Raw genomic sequence first — 20,157 nt, 5'->3', positions numbered from 1 at the left:
CGCTCAGCGGACACCCTCGCCCGCCATGGCATCGGGCGAGAAGAAGCTGTCCGGGCGACGCGGCACAATCTTGTAGTGCTGGTTGCGCTCGTTGACCACGCCGCTGGCATACCAGGCACCAGAGATCAGATCGTTGAAGCCCCACTGCTGCTGCGGCGTGGTGGCAGGAAGGTCAGGCATCACCACCGGGTGGGACCAGATGGTCTTCCACAGCTGGCCCTTGGCATCCCAGCGGTCGCCCAGCACGGCCACCCAGGTGTCTTCGTCCACGTAGTAGCGGCTCTTGGGTGCCTGGTGGCGCTGGCCGGGCTTGAGGGTGGCCTCCACCACCCACACGCGGTGCAGCTCCCAGCGCACGTGGTCGGGGTTCAGGTGATTGGCCAATAGCACATCGCTGTCCTTGGTGGGCGTATGCAGGCGGTTGCTGTTGTAGGGGATCAGCATCTCCTGCTTGCCCACGACCTTCCAGTCAAAACGGTCGTTGCGCCCGGCAAAGACGTCGATTTCGTCGAAACTTGCCACGCCTGCGGTGGCAGGCGTGGGCGTGTCGCAGCAGGCATTGGGCAGCTTGCGCACGCGGCGCTGCCCCGTCAGGTACACCCACGATGCGCTCTTGTCCTGGTCCAGGTGCGACCGGCCCGTGATGGCCTCGCCCGCACGCACCGGTGGGCCGCTGTTGACCAGGCGGATGGTCCAGTACTCGCCCGTGAACTTGTCGTGCTGCCCCTGGGCGTAGTAGGGCATCTGGAAGTCGCCGCGCCCCTCCACCGACAGCACGCGCTGGCCGTTGGCCGTGCCCAGGTAGCCCCGGAAGTCGGCCTGCCAGGCCTCGCCGCGCCAGTGCAGTTCGTGGTTGGCCATGATCTCCTCGCCGGTCTTGGGGATGGGGAACGGAATGCCACCGTAGGCACCTGTGACCTTCTCGCCATCGAGCTTGGCCTGCACGGCATTCTTGGCTGTGTAGTCATAAACCCACTGCGGCGCAGCGGCGGTGCGGTGCGTTTTGTATACATCGACCCGGAAGGTCTGGGGGTATTTTTTAAGCAGGGCCTGGGTGCCTTCGGTCAGCTTGCTCGCATGTTCGGCCATGTTGGCGGCGGTGACGCTGTACAGCGGCTTTTCGCCCGCAAACGGATCGCCCCGGCGCCCGCCATTCTGGAACCCCGCGATGGGGGTGGTGTAGCCACCACTCCACGCGGGGATGGTGCCCTCCTTGTTGCCCGCGCGCTCGGCCCCCAGGGGAGTCAGCTCGGTTTTGAGTTTGGCGGCTTCCTCGGCGCTCACGGCGGCGTGTGCAGCGCTCAGGGCCACAGAGGACAGCAGGCAGGCGCCCGCGATGTGCAGGTAGTACTTCATGACAGAGTTCCAGATCAGAAAGTGGTGCGGACCGAGAGCGTCAGCGAGTTGCGGTCTTTGAGCGCTTGCTTGTATTGCGCGTTGTTGGCGGCATCGAGCGTGGGCGCGGCCTTGCCCAGGTAATGCACATAGTTCAGCGACACGTTCCATGTGCCCAGGTACACCCCGGCCAGACCGAGGTTGATGTCGCCGCCCTTGTCCACCCCAAACCCCGGGCCGACGGCTGACGAGGCGCCGAACGTGTAGCCCATGCCGATGAAGGGGGTGAGATCCAGACCCGGCAGCACCTGCCGGTAGCTGGGCGAATACACCATGCGCACGCCAGTGGCCGATTTGTCGGCATTGGGGTTGAGCATCTGCGCATTGCGTGTGACCTTGGTGCGCTGGTTCCAGGCCACCTCGCCCACAAACGATGCTTCGCGCGAAATCCACGAAGGGCCCAGCGATGCGATCCAAGACACTTGCGCATGCGCCGTCTCGCCCACCGCGTAGCCCGGGTTGCTGTTGTTGTTGAGGCCCGCATTCACGCCAATGGTGGCCAGCGTGGACTGCCCAGAGCTGGCCAGGGGCGCGTTGTGGCGCACTGAGACTTCGCCCGCGAGCCCCCAGTTGTCAATCGTCTTGGAGAAGCTGGCGCCATAGGCACGCACGCCCTCGTGGTACATCCAGCGGTAGCTGCTGGCCCTCAGCGCGGGAGGCAGGCCCACCAGCACGTTGTTGATGTTGCTGGGGGTAGTGGCGTGGTAGCGGATGGCATAGAAACCCAGATCGGTGTCGATGGACTCGACCCGCCAGCGCAGCTGCAAGCCGCCCTGGCCCGAGTTTTTGGCATCCAGGTCTGCCTGCCGGATGAACGTGCCCGTGGGCCCCGCATTGATGCGCTCTGCACCCGGGCCCAGCGAATCACTGGTCGAGAGGTAGGCCCCCACGGGCATCAGCCGGGTCTTCTCCCACTCGTAGTTCAGGTACGCGCCCACCGTCACGTCGGACGACAGCTGCACCTGCCCCGAGACCTTGCCGGTCGGCCGGGCCACTTCCTTGAAGGTGGAGTTGGGCACCGACAGCAGCTTGATCAGGTCCAGCGGGGCCTGGCCGCCCGCGATGCCGTTGGCGCCAAAAAACAGGCTCTCTCCCCACAACAGGGTGTGGCGGCCCAGGCGCACCGTGGCTGGCTTGTCGGCCACATCAAAGCGCCCGTACACAAAGGCGTCCAGCAGCTCGGCCTTGCGCCCCATGAGCTTGCGGGTCTCCGCCGGAAACTCGCTCGCAGGGCTGTGGTTGGACGTGGCGCTGGTGTTGTCCGTATGGCTGTTGTAGGCCTGGTCGTACCAGGCCGCCGCACTCAGGCGCGCACCGTAGCTAGGGCCGGTCAGATCCAGCTCGCTGAGCAGGTCCACGCGGTTGGATACCACGCCGCGCTTGAAATTGTTGTTGCCGTCGTTCTGGTTGGCCGTCACGGGCAATACGGAAGACAACTCAGGCAAGGCCGTGTTGAGGCGTCCGGTGAGGCTGTATTTGACGGTGTTGTCCCAGCGCAGCTTCCAGTCGGGGTTGCCAGTGTCCAGCTCGATGGCAGAAACACAGGGGGTGACAGCCAGAGTGGCAAGGGCCAGCGTGAGGCGGCTTCTGCGGCTTTGGGCAGCACCCCGCCGCACTGCGCCTGATGGGCAGTGTTTCATCATTTGTCTCCGTTCTGTTTTTTTGGGAATCTGATGACCAAAGGGGCTGGACATCGGTTCGGTGGCTACTGTAGGGAGTAAGCTTGCATTCGAAAAATGGATTTTTCAGATTCCATCAATTGATATCGCGAATATCAACGTTTACCCGTAGCCCATGCGATTCAACAAACTCGACCTGAACCTGCTGGTGGCGCTGGACGCGCTGCTGACCGAACGCAACATCAGCCGCGCGGGTGAGCGCATCCACTTGAGCCAGCCCGCCACCAGCAATGCGCTGGCGCGGCTGCGTGCGTATTTCGACGATGAGTTGCTGGTGCCGCAGGGCCGTCAGATGGTGTTGACGCCCCGCGCTGAGGCGCTGCTGGACCCGGTGCGTGAAGTGCTGATGCGCATCGACAGCACCATCGCTGAGAAGCCCCGCTTTGACCCCTCTACCGACACCCGGAGCTTCACGCTGCTGGTGTCAGACTTCACCACCACCGTGTTCATGCAGCCGCTGATCGAGAGGCTGTTTCACGAAGCGCCCGGGGTCCAGGTGCATCTGCGGGCGCAAAACGCCCGCCCCGTGGAACAGCTGGAGGAGTACGGGGCCGACATGCTCATCATCCCCGAGCAATATGTGTCCGCCAAACACCCGAGCATGACGCTGTTCGAGGAGACATACATGTGCGTCACCTGGACGGGCAACCCGCACATCCAAGGCCAGCTCAGCTTTGACGACTACCTGGCGGCGGGACATGTGGTGGCCGACTACTCCGGCGCGCGGCAGATCCCCGCGTTCGATGGCTGGTTTCTGGAGCGCTTTGGCGTCAAGCGCCGCATCGAAGTCACCGCGCCCACCCTCGCATCCCTGCCCAGCCTGGTGATCGGCACAGCACGCATTGCCACCGTGCACAAGCGCCTTGCTCAACGCGCGCTGCAGTACGGGCTGCCCATCCACGTATGGGAGCCCCCCCTGGAAATCCCGGTGATGCGCCAGACCCTTCAATGGCACCGCCACCGGGACAAGGACCTGGCTCTGCAGTGGTTGCGCGAGCGCGCGATCGAGGTGGCTACGCTTATTTAGAACCTGTTCAAGATTTTTTCGGGGTCGCACAAGGCCCTTGCCAGGATGGGATGCAAGGCGCGAGGCGCGCGAGAAATGTCTTGTTTTGATCGATATCCGGCCCATCGGTACCGGCCACACCCAGCGTGCCCACGCACAATCTCCCCATCCAGCCAGACCCTTCTACGGCCTCACCATGAATTTGCCCCTGCGCCCCCGTGATCTCGCCCTCGCCCTGCTCGTCATCGTCGTCTGGGGGCTGAACTTTGCCGTGATCAAGGTGGGCGTGGCCGACATCCCTCCCATGCTGCTGGGCGCGCTGCGCTACCTTCTGGCGGCGTTTCCGGCGCTGCTGTTCGTCAAGCCACCCAACGTGCCGCTGCGGTTGTACCTGCTGTACGGCATGACCATGGCCGTGGGCCAGTTTGCGCTGCTGTTCACTGGCATCCACATGGGCATGCCTTCGGGCCTGGCCTCGCTGGTGCTGCAGGCGCAGTCGTTCTTCACGCTGCTGCTGGCCGCCTGGTGGTTGCGTGAGAAATGGCTAGGCAACCAGGTGGCGGGCCTGGCGCTGGCAGGCGTGGGGCTGGTGCTGATTGGCAGTGCACATGGGGCCTCCATGCCGCTGGCGGGCTTCGCGCTGACCGTGGCGGCGGCAGCGCTGTGGGGCTGCGGCAATATCGTGACCCGCGCCGTGGGGCGTTATGGGCCGATGAACCAGTTTGCCTTCATCGTCTGGTCCAGCCTGGTGGCGCCCCTGCCGTTTGTGGCCCTGGCGCTGGTGATGGACGGCCCCGGTACTGTGCTGGCAGCGGTGCAAAACCTGTCGCTGAAATCCATGGCCGCCGTGGCCTACATCGCGTGGATCTCCACGCTGCTGGGCTTCGGGCTGTGGACCTACCTCATGTCGCGCTACCCCGTGAACCGCGTGGCGCCGTTCACGCTGCTGGTGCCCGTGGTGGGCCTGACCACGGGCTGGGTGGTATTTGGCGAGCAGTTGCTGCCTGTGCACTTTGCGGGCGCCGGGCTGCTGATGGCGGGGCTGGTGGTCAACCTGTTTGGCGGCACCGCCTGGACGGCGGTGATGGGGCGGCTGCGCGGAGCGCAATAAAGAAATGGGGCTTGCGCTACACCGCCAGCGGCAGCTCGGTGGTCGAAAGCACATTGCGCAGCACCATGAATGAGCGCACCTGCCGCACGCCTGGCAGGTAGAGCAGTTGCTCGGCGTGCAGGCGATTGAAGCTGTCGTTGTCGCGCGTGCGCACCAACATGAAGTAGTCAAACTCGCCAGTGACTACATGGCATTCCATGCAGCCCGACACCTTGGCTGCCGCCTTTTCAAATTCGGCAAACGACTCGGGCGTGGAGCGGTCCAGCACCACGCCAATCATCACCAGCATGCCAGCGCCCACGGCCTGGGGGTTGAGCAGTGCCACCACCTTGTCGATGAGCCCCAGGCGCCTGAGGCGCTCTACCCGGCGCAGGCAGGCAGGCGGGCTCAGGTGCACCTTCTCGGCCAGTGCCACGTTCGACAGCGACGCGTCGCGCTGCAGCTGGCGCAGGATGGCTTTGTCGGTGCGGTCCAGCTCGGCCGAGACATCGGCCTGCGGCACATTCTTGACACGAACTTTTATTGCGCACATAGATTATTTAAAGAAACATTTTTCGCCATTATTCTCTTTCATAAACCATAAACGCTGAAATTCGAACAAATTTTGCAACCACGTGATGCGCGCATTTTTCTACGATGAAGGCACTGCAAGCCCCCCGCTTGCGCCTTCTCTTCATCGACCGGAAACCGCCATGAACCTGCAGAAATTTGCCCGCCACCCGCTCACCTTCGGCCCCTCGCCCATCACACCGCTGCCGCGCCTGTCGGCCCACCTGGGCGGCAAGGTGCACCTGTATGCCAAGCGCGAAGACTGCAACTCGGGCCTGGCCTTCGGCGGCAACAAAACCCGTAAGCTCGAATACCTCATCCCCGAAGCGATTGCAGGCGGCTACGACACGCTGGTGTCGATTGGCGGCATCCAGTCCAACCAGACACGCCAGGTGGCCGCCGTGGCCGCACACCTGGGCATGAAGTGCGTGCTGGTGCAGGAGAACTGGGTGAACTACTCCGATGCGGTGTACGACCGCGTGGGCAACATCGAGATGAGCCGCATCATGGGCGCCGATGTGCGCCTGGATGCTGCGGGCTTCGACATCGGCATCCGCCCCAGCTGGGAGCAAGCCATGGACGATGTGAAAAAGGCCGGTGGCAAGCCCTTCCCCATCCCGGCCGGTTGCTCCGAGCACCCGTATGGCGGCCTGGGATTTGTGGGCTTTGCCGAAGAGGTTCGCCAGCAAGAGAAGGAGCTGGGCTTCCAGTTCGACTACATCGTCGTGTGCTCGGTCACGGGCAGCACGCAGGCCGGTATGGTGGTGGGCTTTGCAGCCGACGGCCGTGCACGCAAGGTGATCGGCATCGATGCCTCGGCCAAACCAGAGAAGACCCATGCGCAGATCCTGCGCATCGCCCAAAACACCGCCAAGCTCGTGGAGCTGGGCCAGGAGTTGACCGCCGAAGACGTGGTGCTGGACACCCGCTACGGCGGCCCTGAGTACGGCCTGCCCAGCGAGGGCACGCTCGAAGCCATCCGCCTGTGCGCACGCCAGGAAGGCATGCTGACCGACCCGGTGTACGAAGGCAAGTCCATGCACGGAATGATCGACATGGTGCGCAAGGGCGAATTCCCCGAAGGCTCCCGCGTGTTGTATGCGCACCTGGGAGGGGTGCCGGCGCTCAACGCCTACAGCTTTCTTTTTCGCAACGGCTGATGCGTCCAGCGAGCAGCACCAGCTGGCACCGCTGGCCGGGCTGTCGTTGATCTGAGTGGCCCTGGCCTCGATGCTGGAGGGTGACGCTTTTCCCCTCCAAGGAGTGCCCCATGAAGTGCTTGCAGATCGACAGACGGCGTAGCGTGATCCACTTGGCAGCAGCCCTCGCGGGGCTGGGACTCGGCACGCCGTGGCTGGCGCACGCCGAAGGCTATCCGGCCAAGCCAATACAGCTCATCGTTCCCTTCCCGCCAGGTGGCGCCGTGGACATCGTGGGTCGAACGATCAGCAAGAAGCTGGGCGACCGCCTTGGCCAGCCCATCGTGATTGAGAACAAGGCGGGCGCAGGCACTGTGGTCGGAGCGGCCTTCGTGGCCAACGCACCCGCTGATGGCTACACGCTGTTGATCAGTTCAGGCTCCACGTTCACCGTGAATCCGGCGCTCAATGCCAAGCTGCCCTACGACCCCGTCAAGAGCTATGAGCCCATCGGCATGGTGGCCCGCGTGCCGCTGATCCTGCTGGCAAACCGCGAGGTGCCCGTGGGCAATCTCAAGCAGCTGATCGGGGCGGTGCAGCGCGCCCCCGACAAGTTTTCCTACGGCTCCTTTGGCAACGGCACCACCGGCCACTTCGCGGCAGAGCTGACGTGGTCTGCCGCCGGCATCAAGGTGATGCACGTGCCCTACCGAGGCAGCGCGCCCGCCATGAGCGACCTGATGGGCGGGCAGATCCCGTTCACCATCGACACCGTGGCCGCAGCGCTGCCACAGCTCAAGGCGGGCAAGATCAAGGCCATTGCCGTCACGGGTGCAACGCGGGCCACGCAACTGCCCGACGTGCCTACGGTGGCGGAAAGTGGCTTCCCCGGGTTCTCGGCCGACTCCTGGCTGGCCGTGGTTGCGCCACGCGGCTTACCCCCCGAGGCCAAGGCCAAACTGCACAAGGCCCTGGCCGACACCCTGGCGGACGCGGAGGTCCGCAGCAAGCTCATCGCCGCCGGGCTGGAGCCGTCGTACGCCACGGGCGATGCCGTGCTCACGCAGATCGAAGACGAGTTGCCACGCATGCGTGCAATTGCACAGCGCGCGCAGATCCGCGCGGATTGAACGCCGCGCGAGGCCCCTTGCTTTTGGCGTTTTTTGACTCTCAGCCCCGCAGCCAGGCCAGCATGTGCGGATAGGCCGGGGTTCCGCCCGGCAGGACCTGCGCGGGCAGCAGGGTGAGCCCCGCAGCGGCCAGGCCCGAGGCGCCCAGGTACACCCCCAGCTCAAAGGTGGTGCGCAACCCGACGGAGCGCCCGTGGTAACCGCCGTCATGGAACAGCACGGCGGAATCCAGCCCCAGGTGCCGAGTGGCCGCCCAGGCCCAGGCCGTGGCTTCGATCTCACCACCGTGGGCCACCTCGGGCAGGTCCTGCAGTGCATCATCCAGGGTGGACCGCAGCGCCGTGGGTACCACCGCCAGGTGGCCAGCTTCATGCAGCAGGTCTCCAGGCCAGCGCAGCCGCGCCCGGTCCACACGCAGGCCACCCCGCTCGATGCGGACGCCGGGTAGAAAACTGCCTTCGGGGACCTCGGCCTCGCAGACCGCAAGGCCGATGCTGCGCAGGAAGGCCAGGATGCGGTCCGTCAATGCGCCGTGGTCCGCCGCTGCCGCTGCGGCGTTGGAGGATTCATCGCGGCTCATGCTTGCAGCAGGTCCGCCACCTGGGTGCGCAGCAGCGCGGGCTGCACCTGCGTCGATGCCACCGGGCGGCCCACATTGAGCCCCACACGGCTGAAAAATCCCCGCCGGAACGGTCGCACCATGGCGCCGCCCTGCTCGATACGGCTGAAGTACGAGCCCCACAAATTGGTCAGCGCCATAGGGATCACCGGGGCTTCAACACCCTCTGCGCGCGCGCGCTCGATGATCTTCATGATGCCGCCCTTGAACTCCTGCAGCTGCCCGTCCTTGGTGATTCCACCTTCAGGGAAGATGGCCAGCAGATCGCCCTCGCGCAGCACCTGCGCGGCGCGGTCGAAAGCGGCTTCGTAAGTCTTGGGGTCTTCCTTGTAGGGTGCAATCGGAATCGCCTTGGCGAGGCGAAACAGCCAGCCCAGCACCGGCACGCGGAAGATGCGGTGGTCCATCACGAAGTAGATGGGGCGCGGGCTGGCCGCCATGAGCAACACGGCATCGACAAAGCTCACATGATTGCAGGCCAGGATGGCCGCGCCCGTCGAAGGCAGGTTCTCGTCGCCCTGCACCTTGAAGCGGTACACGAAGCGCGACGACACCCAGGCCACAAACCGCAGCAGGTACTCGGGCACCAGCATGAAGATATAGAACGCCACCACCGCGTTGGCGATGCCCGTGAACAGGAAGATCTGCGGCACCGTGAAGCCCGCGCCCAGCAAGGCACCGGCGATGAGCGAGCTGGCAATCATGAACAGTGCGTTCAGGATGTTGTTGGCCGCGATGATGCGTGCGCGGTGCGTGGGCTGGCTGCGCATCTGGATCAGTGCGTACATGGGCACGCTGTACAGGCCCGCAAACAGGCTCAGCAGCAGCAGATCCAGCATCACACGCCAGTGCGCGCCCTGGGCCATGAAGGCGGCCAGGCCCATGATCTCGGCAGGGGGCAGGCTGCGCGAGGCGAAGTACAGGTCGATGGAGAACACGCTCATGCCGATGGCGCCCAGCGGCACCAAGCCGATCTCGACATGGCGGCGCGAGAGCACCTCGCACAGCAGCGAGCCGATGCCGATTCCGATGGAGAACACCACCAGCAGCAGCGAGGCCACCTGTTCGTTGCCGTGCAACACCTCCTTGGCCAGGCTCGGAAACTGGCTCAGAAACACGGCGCCAAAGAACCACATCCAGCTGATGCCGAGCAGCGAGCGGAACACTGCGACGTTCTCGTGCGCCAGTTTCAGGTTGCGCCAGGTTTCCGTGAAGGGATTCCAGTTGATGGTCAGGCCGGGGTCGGTGGCGGGCAGCGAGGGAATGAACTGCGCGACCGCGCGCCCGGCCAGGGCCGCCACCACGCAGGCCACGGCCACCGTGGTGTGGCCAATGCCCGGGACGGCCACCAGCAGGCCACCGGCCACGTTGCCCAGCAGGATGGCCACAAAGGTGCCCATCTCCACCATGCCATTGCCGCCGGTCAGCTCACGTTCGTTGAGCACCTGGGGCATGTAGGCGAACTTGACGGGGCCGAACAGCGTGGAGTGCACCCCCATCAGAAAGGTGCACAGCAGCAAGACGGGCACGTTGTCCGTCATGAACCCGAAGGCCGCCACCAGCATGATGGCGATCTCCATGTTCTTCACGAAGCGGATCATCTTTGTCTTGTCGTACTTGTCGGTCAGCTGCCCCGAGGTTGCCGAGAACAGCAAAAACGGCAGGATGAACAGCGCACCAATCACCAGCCCCGCCATCGCTGGCGGTAGCCACGACACGCTGAGCTGGTAGGTCACCATCACGGTGAACGCGAACTTGAAGAGGTTGTCGTTGGCCGCCCCAGAAAATTGCGTCCAGAAGAACGGCGCAAATCGCCGCTGGCGCAGCAGGGCGAACTGGTTCGGGTCCTCATGCGTCGGCACTGGCGCCGCGCTGGCTGAGGGAGTCTCGGGGTGCATGCGTTTCTCCTCGTTTCCGATGGGTTGGCTTGTTGGAATTTTCCGTGCCCGCACTTCATGCGCCTTCATGGCTCTTCATGCGCGTGATCTGCGGGCAACACCCACGGCGTGGGCGCCATTCTGCCCGGACAGCGTGACGTGCGGCGCGCTCCGTGCAGCACTGTTGCGCAATGCCGCCAGGGCCATCAGCGCGGGCCAGGCGGCGCCAGCAGCAAATACATGTTTGATGCTGTGGCCTGACACCCACTGGTGGGTGGCATCAAACACCGCGTGGTCCGCCGCCTCGAACAACTTGGCCACGGCATACAGGCCAATGACCGCGCCCAAGTGCACCGCCAGCGCGCCATCGCGCCGAGGCAGACAGGCCAGCGCCAATACCACCAGCATGCCGCCCAGTTGCACTACGGCCCAGGGCATCAGGTTGCCGGTGTGTGCCCACCACAGCACGGCCGACGGCCCCGCCAGCAGCACCGCCCCCGCCATGGCCCAGCCTGCCCGTTCGCTCACGCGGCTGGCAGCCAGCCCCAGCAGTCCTGCAAACGGCAGCACCATGCCCAGCCGGTCCCACAGCAGGCCCGCATCCTGCGGTCGCCAGTGGTAAACGCTGGAGCCCACGGCCGTACACAGCAGCCCCGCAAAAAACAGGGCGGCCAGCGCGCGCGAGGTGGGATCCAGCGCTCCTGGCGCCAACCGGCGCAGCGCCCACAGACCCCACACCCCTGCGATGGCAAACGGCAGATTGCTGAGTACATCCACCGCGCAAGGAATGCCCCACAGCGCCCGCTGGTCGGCAAAGCCATGCTGGTGTGCGCTGGCGGGCAGCACCGGGCCGAACAAGGCCAGCGCCAGCAACGCGGCCGCGCCCAGCACGAGAGCCATTTCAGCGCGGGTCGCGGGCTTGTGGCGCCGGGTGGGGAGAGAAATCAGAGAGGTCATAGTCGTCACATCCGTGGATGAGTGGGGATTGCCGCGCAGTGTGTTAAGCCGCAGTCACCTGGACACCAGAAAGTCGCTCAGAGGGCTACCAAAGCCACCTCAGGTATTGATAATTGATACCAAGGAGCCAAAGCCCATGAGCACGACCGCCGACCTCGTCACCGCCCTGAAGAAGGAACTCAAGACCGCGCAGATGACCTACGCCGACCTGGCGTTGGCATTGGGCATGGCCGAGTCCAGCGTCAAGCGCATGCTGGCCAAGGGCGACATGCCGCTGTCGCGCATCGACGCCATCTGCCGCGCACTGGCGCTGGACTTTGCCGATCTGGCGCGGCGTGTGGCCGACGAACAGCCGCTGTTGAAAGAGCTGACGCAAGAGCAGGAAAAAGCCGTGGTGGGCGACAAGAAACTGCTGCTGATGGCGATTTGCGTGCTCAGCCAATGGACGCTGGAGCAGGTGACCACCGCCTACCGCCTCACCGAGGCCGAGGGCATCAAGTACCTCGCACAGCTCGACCGCATCGGCATCATCGAGCTGCGGCCACTGAACCGCTACCGCCTCAAGCTGGCCAAGACCTTTCGCTGGCGCCCGCATGGCCCGGTGATGAACTACTTTCGTGACCACGCGTTGCTGGACTACTTCGCGGGCGGCTTTGACGGCGCGGGCGAAGGCGTGCTGCTGGTGCACGGCAACATCAGCCGCAGCCTGGCCCCAGCGTTCATGGAGCGCATGCAGCGCGTGGCCCAGGACTTTGCCCAGCAGCACCTGGCCGACCAGAAGCTGCCCGACCGCGAGCGCGAGGGCTACACCTTGCTGCTGGCGATGCGCAGCTGGGAGTTTGAGGCGTTTGCGTCCATGCGGCGCTGATTTACTCTTATTTTGATAGCTATCAGCGCTTTACCAAAAGCGCCAGAGGCCAAAAACACCCTGAATTTATGAGTTGAGCACAGCGCTAGCAGCTGTGCTGTGCCACCCCTGCTTGACGCAACAAACAGAAAATACTATTCTTTAAATAACAAATTTTGTTTATTTAAAGATAGTTAAATGAAAACCACCCGCCAGCAACAAGACGCCACGCGCCGCCAGATCGTGGCCAGCGCGGTGGACCTCATGACCCGCCAGGGCTTTGACGGCACGACGATGAAAGACATCGCGCGTGCAGCAGGCATTGGCGACGCCACGATCTACAAATACTTCCCCACCAAGGACCGCATCGTGCTCGGCTACCTGGACGATGTGGTCCACCAAGCGCTGGCCGAAACCCTGCAGACGCCAGGCTTCGCGGGCTATCAGCTGCAGGAAAAGCTTCAGCGCCTGACCGACGCCGTGCTGGAGCGCCTGCTGGCCGACCGCGAATTTGTAGCCCAGGTGCGCAGTCTGGCGCGGCGCTCGCCGCTGTCGATGCTGGCCGAGCCCCTGGCGGCGCGCCAGAGCCTGCGCGAGGCCGTCGCCAGCTTTCTCGAAGCGGCAGAGGCCAGCGGCGAGATCGAGCCCTGCGACTTCAAAGGCATGGCGGGTGGGCTCTACACCGACTACCTAGCCGGTGTGGTGACCTACTGGCTGGCCGACACCTCCGACGAATTTGCCGACACCACGCAGCTGGTGGACCTTTCGCTGGGTGTGCTGGTGCAGGCACTGCGTGGCGGGCTCGTCAATCGCGTGCTGCAACTGGGCGGCTTTGTGCTGCGCAGCCAGATGGCCCGCATGGTGCAGCACAGCAGCGGCCTCATGGGGATGCTGCAGCTGGCCAAGCAGGCCATGGCCAGCGCGCCCTACAGCACTCCCCAGGCACACCAGGCCCACACGGCAAACGCCGGTTCACCCGCAGCGCCAGAGCCTTCCAAGCCGCCCCGTACGCCGCGCAAACCACGCGCGGCCAACCCAGCCCCGCCCCCCAGCACCACCGCCAAGCCTGCCGCTACGCCACGCAAGAGGAAGTCCGCATGAACACCGCCCCCACCGTGCGCGAAACGCAGGTGCCCGCAGGCACCGCCATCCATGCAAGCTTGCCCGGCGCCCATTTTTTTGATGCCTACGAGGTGGCTGACGGCCAGCCATCCCACACCGCCCTGCAGGCCTGGCTGGACGTGGTGGCCCGCACGCCGCGCTGGACACAAATGCTCATGACCGTGCGCAACAAGCTGGTGCGGCTGGTGGGCCTGAAGGACCTGGGGCAACTGCACGATGGGTACCCCCCCGCCAGCGGCAGATCGCTGCGCGAGGCCAGCAGCTACCGTGTGGGCGACCGCGTGGGCATCTTCCGCATCCGCCACCTGAGCGACACCGAAGTCGTGATGGGCCAGGACGACAGGCACCTCGACGTGCAGGTTGCACTGACCAAGCACAGCGGACGGACCGAGACCTCTGGGCCGCCGACCATGGTGCTCAGCACCGTGGTGCACATACACAACACGCTCGGGCATGCCTACATGGCGGTGGTGACCCCCTTTCACCGCCGCATTGCACGGGCCATGGTGCAACGCCTGGCAGACCATGGCACGCACTGAACCGCCGCGCACCGGCCGCCTGGCGCGCGGCACCATCACGGGCATCGCTGCCGCGCGCATCGGGATGGCCCAGCTGGGGCACCGCGTGCGCACGCCATCTGCCCAAGCGCAGGCCGACCACGAAGCCGCCCTCGGCCGCATCCTCTTTGGCGCGCTGGGCCAGTTGCGGGGCTCGGCGCTCAAGGTGTCGCAGTTGCTCAGCATGCACCCCGGCCTGCTGCCCGACGGTGTGCGGCAAGAGCTGGCGCGCGCCCACCACCAGGCCCCGCCACTCAACCGCGCGCTGGTGGGCCGCGTGTTCCGCCAAGCTTTCGGGCAGGAGCCCGAGGCATTGTTTGAACACTTCGAACCCACCGCCTTCGCCGCCGCCAGCCTGGGCCAGGTGCACCGCGCGCAGCTGGCAGACCACGGCACGGTGGCCGTGAAGGTGCAGTACCCCGGCATCGCCGCCACCATCACCAGCGACATGCAGCTCATGCGCGCCGCGCTGCGCGCCCTGGCCCATACCGACATGCCGCTGCCCGCCAACACCGTGGTGGACAGCGTGATGACCGAGATCGAGGCCACGCTGCTGCGCGAGGTAGATTACCTGCAGGAGGCCGAACAACTGCAGTGGTTCGCAGAGCACGCGGCGCTGCCAGGCGTGGTGCTGGCCCAGCCCATCCTGTCGCACACCCGGGCCCAGGTGCTCACACAGCAGTTTCTGCCGGGCCAGCATCTGCAGGACTGGCTGGCCTCGCAGCCCACGCAGGCACAACGCGACCTGGCAGGGCAGCACCTGTGGGACTGGTTCATGCACTGCCTCTTTGTGCTGGGCCGAGTGCACGCCGATCCGCACCCGGGCAATTTCTTGTTCGCACCCGATGGCACCGTGGGCGTGCTGGACTTTGGCTGCACGCGCAGCCTGTCGGAGCACTTTCGCACCCAGGTGACAAAAGCATGGTCCGCACTGCTGCGCCCTCCTACCGACCCACAGCGAGACGCGCTGGTGCTGCAGGCCTACCAGGCACTCGGACTCGTCAACGCCAGCCTCACCGTGCCGGCCTACACCGCCGAACTCGCGCCCGCACTGGCTGACATGCAGGCCTGGCAGATGGAGCCCTTCACGCAACCGGTTTTCGATTTTGGCGTCAAGACGCCGCCACCCATCACCGCCGGACGGCACCAGCGCATGCTGGGCGAGCACCTGGTGCAGGTGCCCGGCGAGATGCCCGCGTTTGAGCGCATGTGGATGGGCCTCATGCACCTGCTTACGGGGCTGGGCGCGCGCGTCCACACGCATTGCCCCGCCCTTCTTCCTTCATAGGACCCCACCCACATGACCTCCCTGACCTCCCCCTCCCCTCGCTCTACGGCCATACCGCTTCGCAACCGCTGGAAGGGCCAGTGGATGCTGGCCGTGGCGGTGCTGCACACGCTGTATGCCGCCGTCGTGTTTCCGACCCAGCTGCAGGAGATCGTGCGGCGCGGCGTTTTCAACAGCGTACAAAAAGACCCGGCCGTGGGCGCCGTGGTCTGGTTTGTACTGTTCGGCGTGTTGTTCGCGTTGCTGGGCTGGGCCATCCTGCTGGCAGAACGCAACGCTGCCCTGGCGCCCGTTCCTTTGCGCGGGCTGGGTGCCGGGTTGCTGGCACTCACGGTGCTGGGCATTGTGCTCATGCCTTCCTCCGGTTTCTGGCTGGCGCTGCCGCCCGCGCTGGCGCTGTGCTGGCCCCAAAGCGCTGAAGGCGAAAAAGGCGGTTGATGCGCCGCGTCTGCACCTTCCACGGCCATCCTGATTGAACTAGAAACTGTCCATGAATACTGCGCTGGTACTGGCAGCCGGGGGCCTCGCCCTGGTGGGTGTTGCGCACTCGGTGCTGGGTGAATTGCTGGTGTTTCGCACCCTGCGCACAGAGGGCATCGTGCCCACCGGCGGACGGCCCGTGCTGCGGGAGTGGCAGGTGCGCATTCTGTGGGGCACCTGGCATCTGGCAACCGTGCTGGGCTGGGCCCTGAGCGCCTTGATGTGGCGCCTGGGGACCGCGCCCCTGGACGCGGACTTGGGAGCCTGGGTGGCCGATGTGGCCGGGGTCGCAACGCTGGCCAGCGGCGTGCTGGTGTTCTGTGCCACTGAGGGCCGACACCCTGCCTGGTTTGCCCTGCTCGTGGTGGCGGCGCTGGTGTGGTGGCGCTGAAGGGCCGCACCATGTTCACGGGGTGGGCAGCTTGCCGGAAGTGTGAGAAAAATCACGGAAACCGCTGCTGCTCCTGCTGCAGGAAACACAACTTCACAAGACTTCGCAATTCGCCTACACCGGCTTGACGCAGCATCTGCACCATGAAGTCTCCGGTTCCGCAAGGAATCATTCTGAGGAGATCACCATGGCCCGCAATGCACTCGCCGCTGTTTCCATCGCCTTGCTGTCTCTGGGCGCCGCAACGGTGGCGCAGGCACAGACCAGCGCCACCGTTGTCATCCAGTCGGGGCAGCCCCACCACTACCAGGCGCCAGCGCCCATGGTGGTGCAATACGGCCCACCACCGCCCCCCCGCCATGAAGTGGCGCCCCGCCCTCGGCATAACATGGTGTGGGTGCCCGGCTATTGGGATTGGCGCGGCCACCGCCATGTCTGGGTCCAGGGCCACTGGGTCAAGGCCCGCCCTGGCTATTACTACCGCGAGCCGCGCTGGGTGGAACACGGCGGCCGGTGGGACCTGCGCCCCGGCCGCTGGGACCGTGATGGCGACGGCATCCCCAACCGCTATGACCGTGACCGCGATGGTGATGGTGTTCCCAACCGCTACGACCGCGATCACCACGACCGAGACCGCGATGGCGTGTCCAACCGCTACGACCGCGACCGTGATGGAGACGGCGTTCCCAATCGGCACGACCGCCGCCCGGACAACCCCTACCGCAATTGAACGATTGAACGATTGAACGATTGAACGATTGAACAGCTGAAGGAGCGCGGAGGCTCGCGAGCCCCGCGCCCACTCCCCCCTTTGGCCTACGCCCGCCCCCGCTGAGCACCTACGTGGCGCCGCGCACCAGGCCGCCACCATGCAAAGACCGATTCCGCCAGGAATCACCCCGGAGACCACCATGACCCGCCAAACACTGACCGCAGCCGCCATCGCCCTGATGGCACTGCTGCCCCTCGTACCGACACACGCGGCCATCCAGGGCACCGTCGTCATTCAGTCCGACCAACCACAGCGTGGGTACCAGCCCACGCAGACCTACCAGGTGATTCCCGCGCCCCCACCCCCACGGTACGAAGCCGTGCCGCGCCCACGCCGTGGCCAGGTGTGGGAACAAGGCCATTGGGAATGGCGCGGCAACCGCCACCGCTGGGTGAAGGGCCACTGGGTACAAGCGCGCAGCGGCTACCAGTACCGGCAGCCCCAATGGGTGGAGCGCGATGGCCGCTGGGAAATGCAGCGGGGCCGCTGGGACAGTGACGGTGACGGCATTGCCGACCGCAACGACCGGGACCGCGATGGCGATGGCATCTCCAACCGCAACGACCGTGATCGCGACGGTGACGGCGTGTCCAACCGCCGCGACAGCCAGCCGGACAACCCGCGCCGCAACTGATCTGCCGCGTTCCACGATCCTCGTAACGGTTCAGTCGAATTTCACCTCGGCGCGACCGACACCAGGGAAGTCGGCAACCACCACCGTGCCCGGAGCCACCATCACGGTGCCGGTGCACGACCCGGTGGTCACCCACTGCCCTGCGCGCAGCCCTCCCAGGCTGCGCGCGCCTTCGTTGGCCAGCCACACCAGCAGCCGCAGAGGGTCGCCCGCCGGGTTGGCCCAGGTGGCGTGCTGCACGGCCACCGATCCGTTCACCGACAGGCTGACCCCTTCCACCAGGGGCTGCACCGAAGCCACGTCGGTCAAACCCGAACCCACGATCAGCGCCCCATGGCAGGCCTGGTCGGCCAGGCGACTCCAATCCCCTTGTTGTGCCCAGGCGGCAAAGCGCGTGTCGCACACCTCAATGGCGGCACGCACCGACACCATGGCGGCCAGCACCTCGGCCGCGCTGTAGGGCGTGGCGCGTACGGGCAGGTCTGCGCCCAGTTCGTACACCAGCTCCGCCTCCACCCCCATAACGGCAAAGCCTGTGGCCGACAAGTTGACCTCCTGGCCAGGCTGCTCCACCCACACCGAGTCGCGGGTCAGCGCCGCACGCGCGGGTTGGGCCTGGGGCGACGCGGCGCCCACTTTCCATCCCGCGACCTCGCCGCGCTCACGCAATACGGCGTCCTGCACGGCGTAGGCCTCGGCCGCATCGCGAGGGCGCAATGCAGCGGGCAGATCCAGCGGCCGGGGCGTGCGTCCCTGGCGCGCCATGGTGATCACGGCGGCGCTGGCGAAGGGGTCAAAGGCGGTATCGGGCATCGGGAAAGCGTCCTGGGGGTGGGTCAAATCGCCGGATTATGGCGACCCCATGTCGCCGCCAGCATCAGCAACGATTGCCACCCATTAGCCGCCCCAAACACCCCACCGCCGCCCGCACCCTCCTAGAATGGCCCCCGCAGGAGAGCACGGCAGGCCACAAGGCCCACCGCTGCACCGAAGGCGCAAACTCCCATACACGCTCAGGTCCCGTACTGCACCATTTATCAAAGCCGTCTGGAGAGCCGCCACCACCTGTCAGCAGCGTGGAGGCGCACCGAAGGAGCAAACCGCGTGCCATGTGGGCAGCGCGGTGAATCTCTCAGGTACCAAGGACAGGGGGAGCGGCAGCTTGGCGGACGCGCGCTGGCTGCTTGCTATTGAATCAATAGCTGCCAACGTATATCCATCAAGCGCTGAACCCTTAAAAGGCTTCAAAAATGCGCGTGATCGTTTTGGGCGCCGGCTTGCTCGGCGTGACTTCGGCTTATTTCCTGCAACAACTTGGCCATGAGGTCACGGTCATCGACCGCCAGGGTGCGCCCGGTGCCGAGACCAGCTTTGCCAACGGCGGCCAGATCTCGGTGAGCCACGCCGAGCCCTGGGCCAACCCCAGTGCGCCGCTCAAGGTGCTGCAGTGGCTGGGCAAGGAGGACGCGCCTCTGCTGTTCCGCATCCGCGCCGACATGCGCCAGTGGCTGTGGGGCCTGTCCTTTTTGCGTAACTGCACGCCAGCGCGCACGCGCCACAACATCGAGCAAATCGTGCGCCTGGGCACCTACAGCCGCGACACGCTGCAGCAGCTGCGCGCGGCAACCGGCCTCCAGTACGACCAGCGCACGCAGGGCATCCTCCACTTCTATACCAACCAAAAGGAATTCGACGGCGCGCTGGCCCCGGCCGAGCAGATGCGCCAGCTGGGCTGCGAGCGCCAGGTCATCAGCGCCGACGAGGCCGTGCGCCTTGAACCAGCGCTGGCCCACATCCGCCCACAACTGGCGGGCGCCACCTACACGGCCGAGGACGAATCGGGCGATGCCAACCAGTTCACGCGCGAGCTGGCCAAGCTGTGCGAGACGGCGGGCGTGCAGTTCCGCATGGGCCACCACATCACCGCACTGCGCAAGGCAGGCGGCCGCATCGACCATGTGGAAGTGACCAATGCCGAAGGCCGCTTCGAGCGCGTGCGCGGCGATGCGTTTGTGCTGGCCATGGGTTCGTTCAGCCCGCTGCTGGCGCAGCCGCTGGGCATCCAGCTGCCCATCTACCCGGCCAAGGGCTACTCGGTGACGATGCCGGTGAAAGACGCCAGCAAGGCGCACCAAGTGAGCCTGACAGACGACGAGTTCAAGCTCGTGTTCTCGCGCTACACCAGCGAACGCGGCGGTGATCGCCTGCGCATTGCAGGCACGGCCGAGCTGAACGGCTACGACCGCCACCTGAACCAGGTGCGCTGCGAGGCCATCGTGCGGCGTGTGGAGCAGCTCTTCCCTGGCGCGGGCGACGCGAGCCAGGCCCAGTTCTGGAGCGGACTGCGCCCGGCTACACCGAGCAACGTGCCGCTGATCGGCAAGACGAAAGTGGGCAACCTGTTCCTCAACACCGGCCACGGCACGCTGGGCTGGACGCACGCCTGCGGCTCGGGCAAGGCCCTGGCCGACATCGTGAGCGGCCGCGTGCCCGAGGTGGACTTTGCGTTCCAGGGCTTGCAGGGGCGCGCAGCAGGAGCGGCGCTGGTGCCGTCGCGCACCGCGGCCTGAAGCAGCGCGCGGTTGCAGCGAGGCAACGCTGCTG

General features: G+C 65.6%; 20 protein-coding genes and 1 riboswitch. Of the genes, 13 read left to right on the top strand and 7 right to left on the bottom strand.

Annotation, left to right across the window (positions count from 1 at the left end; all coding sequences use genetic code 11):
- Positions 1 to 3: 3 nt before the first annotated feature.
- Positions 4 to 1,356 carry a DUF1329 domain-containing protein gene (locus tag ACQ4MJ_RS24595; RefSeq protein ID WP_431150930.1) on the bottom strand — a complete coding sequence of 451 codons (1,353 nt, stop codon included), beginning with the start codon at positions 1,354 to 1,356 and terminating at the stop codon, positions 4 to 6.
- A 14-nt stretch (positions 1,357 to 1,370) separates the two neighbouring features.
- Positions 1,371 to 3,035 (bottom strand): DUF1302 domain-containing protein, encoded by a 1,665-nt coding sequence (locus tag ACQ4MJ_RS24590; RefSeq protein ID WP_431150931.1) that lies wholly within the window; start codon positions 3,033 to 3,035, stop codon positions 1,371 to 1,373.
- Positions 3,036 to 3,189: 154 nt separating this feature from the next.
- On the opposite strand from ACQ4MJ_RS24590, the gene ACQ4MJ_RS24585 reads away from it, so the two are divergent.
- Entirely contained in the window at positions 3,190 to 4,101 is a 912-nt protein-coding gene (locus tag ACQ4MJ_RS24585; RefSeq protein WP_218301500.1) for a LysR family transcriptional regulator, read from the top strand.
- A 187-nt stretch (positions 4,102 to 4,288) separates the two neighbouring features.
- Positions 4,289 to 5,191 carry an EamA family transporter gene (locus tag ACQ4MJ_RS24580; protein WP_431153140.1) on the top strand — a complete coding sequence of 301 codons (903 nt, stop codon included), beginning with the start codon at positions 4,289 to 4,291 and terminating at the stop codon, positions 5,189 to 5,191.
- 16 nt (positions 5,192 to 5,207) lie between these two features.
- Here ACQ4MJ_RS24580 and ACQ4MJ_RS24575 read toward each other — a convergent pair whose 3' ends face one another.
- Positions 5,208 to 5,723, bottom strand: a complete 516-nt coding sequence (locus ACQ4MJ_RS24575) for an Lrp/AsnC family transcriptional regulator (RefSeq protein WP_431150932.1) — start codon at positions 5,721 to 5,723, stop codon at positions 5,208 to 5,210.
- A gap of 160 nt (positions 5,724 to 5,883) precedes the next feature.
- Here ACQ4MJ_RS24575 and ACQ4MJ_RS24570 point away from each other — a divergent pair, with 160 nt between their 5' ends.
- Entirely contained in the window at positions 5,884 to 6,900 is a 1,017-nt protein-coding gene (locus ACQ4MJ_RS24570; RefSeq protein ID WP_176887273.1) for a 1-aminocyclopropane-1-carboxylate deaminase, read from the top strand.
- Positions 6,901 to 7,010: 110 nt separating this feature from the next.
- Positions 7,011 to 8,009 carry a Bug family tripartite tricarboxylate transporter substrate binding protein gene (locus ACQ4MJ_RS24565; protein ID WP_431150933.1) on the top strand — a complete coding sequence of 333 codons (999 nt, stop codon included), beginning with the start codon at positions 7,011 to 7,013 and terminating at the stop codon, positions 8,007 to 8,009.
- A gap of 40 nt (positions 8,010 to 8,049) precedes the next feature.
- On the opposite strand, the gene ACQ4MJ_RS24560 is transcribed toward ACQ4MJ_RS24565, so the two are convergent.
- The 3 genes from ACQ4MJ_RS24560 to ACQ4MJ_RS24550 all read right to left on the bottom strand — a co-directional run bounded on the left by ACQ4MJ_RS24560 (position 8,050) and on the right by ACQ4MJ_RS24550 (position 11,462).
- Entirely contained in the window at positions 8,050 to 8,589 is a 540-nt protein-coding gene (locus ACQ4MJ_RS24560; RefSeq protein ID WP_431150934.1) for a hypothetical protein, read from the bottom strand.
- Positions 8,586 to 10,526, bottom strand: coding sequence for an MFS transporter (locus tag ACQ4MJ_RS24555; protein WP_431150935.1), 1,941 nt, complete (start codon positions 10,524 to 10,526; stop codon positions 8,586 to 8,588). Before ACQ4MJ_RS24555 ends, ACQ4MJ_RS24560 begins: the two co-directional genes overlap by 4 nt.
- Positions 10,527 to 10,601: 75 nt before the next feature.
- Positions 10,602 to 11,462, bottom strand: a complete 861-nt coding sequence (locus ACQ4MJ_RS24550) for a hypothetical protein (protein WP_431150936.1) — start codon at positions 11,460 to 11,462, stop codon at positions 10,602 to 10,604.
- A gap of 136 nt (positions 11,463 to 11,598) precedes the next feature.
- Here ACQ4MJ_RS24550 and ACQ4MJ_RS24545 point away from each other — a divergent pair, with 136 nt between their 5' ends.
- The 8 genes from ACQ4MJ_RS24545 to ACQ4MJ_RS24510 all read left to right on the top strand — a co-directional run bounded on the left by ACQ4MJ_RS24545 (position 11,599) and on the right by ACQ4MJ_RS24510 (position 17,553).
- Complete coding sequence (locus ACQ4MJ_RS24545) at positions 11,599 to 12,330, top strand: helix-turn-helix domain-containing protein (RefSeq protein WP_055401999.1); 732 nt, start codon at positions 11,599 to 11,601, stop codon at positions 12,328 to 12,330.
- Positions 12,331 to 12,507: 177 nt separating this feature from the next.
- On the top strand, positions 12,508 to 13,410 hold the full coding sequence (locus ACQ4MJ_RS24540) for a TetR/AcrR family transcriptional regulator (protein ID WP_121421374.1): 903 nt from the start codon (positions 12,508 to 12,510) through the stop codon (positions 13,408 to 13,410).
- Complete coding sequence (locus ACQ4MJ_RS24535; RefSeq protein ID WP_431150937.1) at positions 13,407 to 13,970, top strand: DUF2867 domain-containing protein; 564 nt, start codon at positions 13,407 to 13,409, stop codon at positions 13,968 to 13,970. Before ACQ4MJ_RS24540 ends, ACQ4MJ_RS24535 begins: the two co-directional genes overlap by 4 nt.
- Positions 13,957 to 15,276: an ABC1 kinase family protein gene (locus ACQ4MJ_RS24530; protein ID WP_431150938.1), complete on the top strand. Its 1,320-nt coding sequence runs from the start codon at positions 13,957 to 13,959 to the stop codon at positions 15,274 to 15,276. Before ACQ4MJ_RS24535 ends, ACQ4MJ_RS24530 begins: the two co-directional genes overlap by 14 nt.
- Before the next feature lie 12 nt (positions 15,277 to 15,288).
- On the top strand, positions 15,289 to 15,714 hold the full coding sequence (locus tag ACQ4MJ_RS24525) for a DUF6463 family protein (protein WP_431150939.1): 426 nt from the start codon (positions 15,289 to 15,291) through the stop codon (positions 15,712 to 15,714).
- Positions 15,715 to 15,766: 52 nt separating this feature from the next.
- Positions 15,767 to 16,147: a hypothetical protein gene (locus tag ACQ4MJ_RS24520; protein WP_431150941.1), complete on the top strand. Its 381-nt coding sequence runs from the start codon at positions 15,767 to 15,769 to the stop codon at positions 16,145 to 16,147.
- 187 nt (positions 16,148 to 16,334) lie between these two features.
- The gene (locus ACQ4MJ_RS24515) at positions 16,335 to 16,877 is read left to right on the top strand and encodes a YXWGXW repeat-containing protein (RefSeq protein ID WP_121508377.1); all 543 of its coding nucleotides are present in this window, start codon (positions 16,335 to 16,337) and stop codon (positions 16,875 to 16,877) included.
- 181 nt (positions 16,878 to 17,058) lie between these two features.
- Positions 17,059 to 17,553, top strand: coding sequence for a YXWGXW repeat-containing protein (locus tag ACQ4MJ_RS24510; protein ID WP_121421379.1), 495 nt, complete (start codon positions 17,059 to 17,061; stop codon positions 17,551 to 17,553).
- A 30-nt stretch (positions 17,554 to 17,583) separates the two neighbouring features.
- Here ACQ4MJ_RS24510 and ACQ4MJ_RS24505 read toward each other — a convergent pair whose 3' ends face one another.
- Positions 17,584 to 18,366, bottom strand: a complete 783-nt coding sequence (locus ACQ4MJ_RS24505) for a 2-keto-4-pentenoate hydratase (RefSeq protein ID WP_431150943.1) — start codon at positions 18,364 to 18,366, stop codon at positions 17,584 to 17,586.
- 224 nt (positions 18,367 to 18,590) lie between these two features.
- A riboswitch (glycine riboswitch) is annotated at positions 18,591 to 18,712 on the top strand.
- 91 nt (positions 18,713 to 18,803) lie between these two features.
- Between ACQ4MJ_RS24505 and ACQ4MJ_RS24500 the strand changes: the two genes are divergently transcribed.
- On the top strand, positions 18,804 to 20,123 hold the full coding sequence (locus tag ACQ4MJ_RS24500; RefSeq protein ID WP_431150944.1) for a D-amino acid dehydrogenase: 1,320 nt from the start codon (positions 18,804 to 18,806) through the stop codon (positions 20,121 to 20,123).
- Positions 20,124 to 20,157 lie beyond the last annotated feature (34 nt).

The sequence above is a fragment of the Acidovorax facilis genome (genome assembly GCF_050626955.1).
Taxonomy (GTDB): domain Bacteria; phylum Pseudomonadota; class Gammaproteobacteria; order Burkholderiales; family Burkholderiaceae_C; genus Acidovorax; species Acidovorax facilis.
Note: the sequence above shows the minus strand (reverse complement) of the source record. Positions and strands in the feature narration are given on the sequence as shown.

Coding starts and splice junctions, on each gene's coding strand:
- ACQ4MJ_RS24595 (WP_431150930.1), bottom strand. CDS start 1,356: ATGAAGTACTACCTGCACATCGCGGGCGCCTGCCTGCTGTCCTCTGTG.
- ACQ4MJ_RS24590 (WP_431150931.1), bottom strand. CDS start 3,035: ATGAAACACTGCCCATCAGGCGCAGTGCGGCGGGGTGCTGCCCAAAGC.
- ACQ4MJ_RS24585 (WP_218301500.1), top strand. CDS start 3,190: ATGCGATTCAACAAACTCGACCTGAACCTGCTGGTGGCGCTGGACGCG.
- ACQ4MJ_RS24575 (WP_431150932.1), bottom strand. CDS start 5,723: ATGTGCGCAATAAAAGTTCGTGTCAAGAATGTGCCGCAGGCCGATGTC.
- ACQ4MJ_RS24570 (WP_176887273.1), top strand. CDS start 5,884: ATGAACCTGCAGAAATTTGCCCGCCACCCGCTCACCTTCGGCCCCTCG.
- ACQ4MJ_RS24565 (WP_431150933.1), top strand. CDS start 7,011: ATGAAGTGCTTGCAGATCGACAGACGGCGTAGCGTGATCCACTTGGCA.
- ACQ4MJ_RS24560 (WP_431150934.1), bottom strand. CDS start 8,589: ATGAGCCGCGATGAATCCTCCAACGCCGCAGCGGCAGCGGCGGACCAC.
- ACQ4MJ_RS24555 (WP_431150935.1), bottom strand. CDS start 10,526: ATGCACCCCGAGACTCCCTCAGCCAGCGCGGCGCCAGTGCCGACGCAT.
- ACQ4MJ_RS24550 (WP_431150936.1), bottom strand. CDS start 11,462: ATGACCTCTCTGATTTCTCTCCCCACCCGGCGCCACAAGCCCGCGACC.
- ACQ4MJ_RS24545 (WP_055401999.1), top strand. CDS start 11,599: ATGAGCACGACCGCCGACCTCGTCACCGCCCTGAAGAAGGAACTCAAG.
- ACQ4MJ_RS24540 (WP_121421374.1), top strand. CDS start 12,508: ATGAAAACCACCCGCCAGCAACAAGACGCCACGCGCCGCCAGATCGTG.
- ACQ4MJ_RS24535 (WP_431150937.1), top strand. CDS start 13,407: ATGAACACCGCCCCCACCGTGCGCGAAACGCAGGTGCCCGCAGGCACC.
- ACQ4MJ_RS24530 (WP_431150938.1), top strand. CDS start 13,957: ATGGCACGCACTGAACCGCCGCGCACCGGCCGCCTGGCGCGCGGCACC.
- ACQ4MJ_RS24525 (WP_431150939.1), top strand. CDS start 15,289: ATGACCTCCCTGACCTCCCCCTCCCCTCGCTCTACGGCCATACCGCTT.
- ACQ4MJ_RS24520 (WP_431150941.1), top strand. CDS start 15,767: ATGAATACTGCGCTGGTACTGGCAGCCGGGGGCCTCGCCCTGGTGGGT.
- ACQ4MJ_RS24515 (WP_121508377.1), top strand. CDS start 16,335: ATGGCCCGCAATGCACTCGCCGCTGTTTCCATCGCCTTGCTGTCTCTG.
- ACQ4MJ_RS24510 (WP_121421379.1), top strand. CDS start 17,059: ATGACCCGCCAAACACTGACCGCAGCCGCCATCGCCCTGATGGCACTG.
- ACQ4MJ_RS24505 (WP_431150943.1), bottom strand. CDS start 18,366: ATGCCCGATACCGCCTTTGACCCCTTCGCCAGCGCCGCCGTGATCACC.
- ACQ4MJ_RS24500 (WP_431150944.1), top strand. CDS start 18,804: ATGCGCGTGATCGTTTTGGGCGCCGGCTTGCTCGGCGTGACTTCGGCT.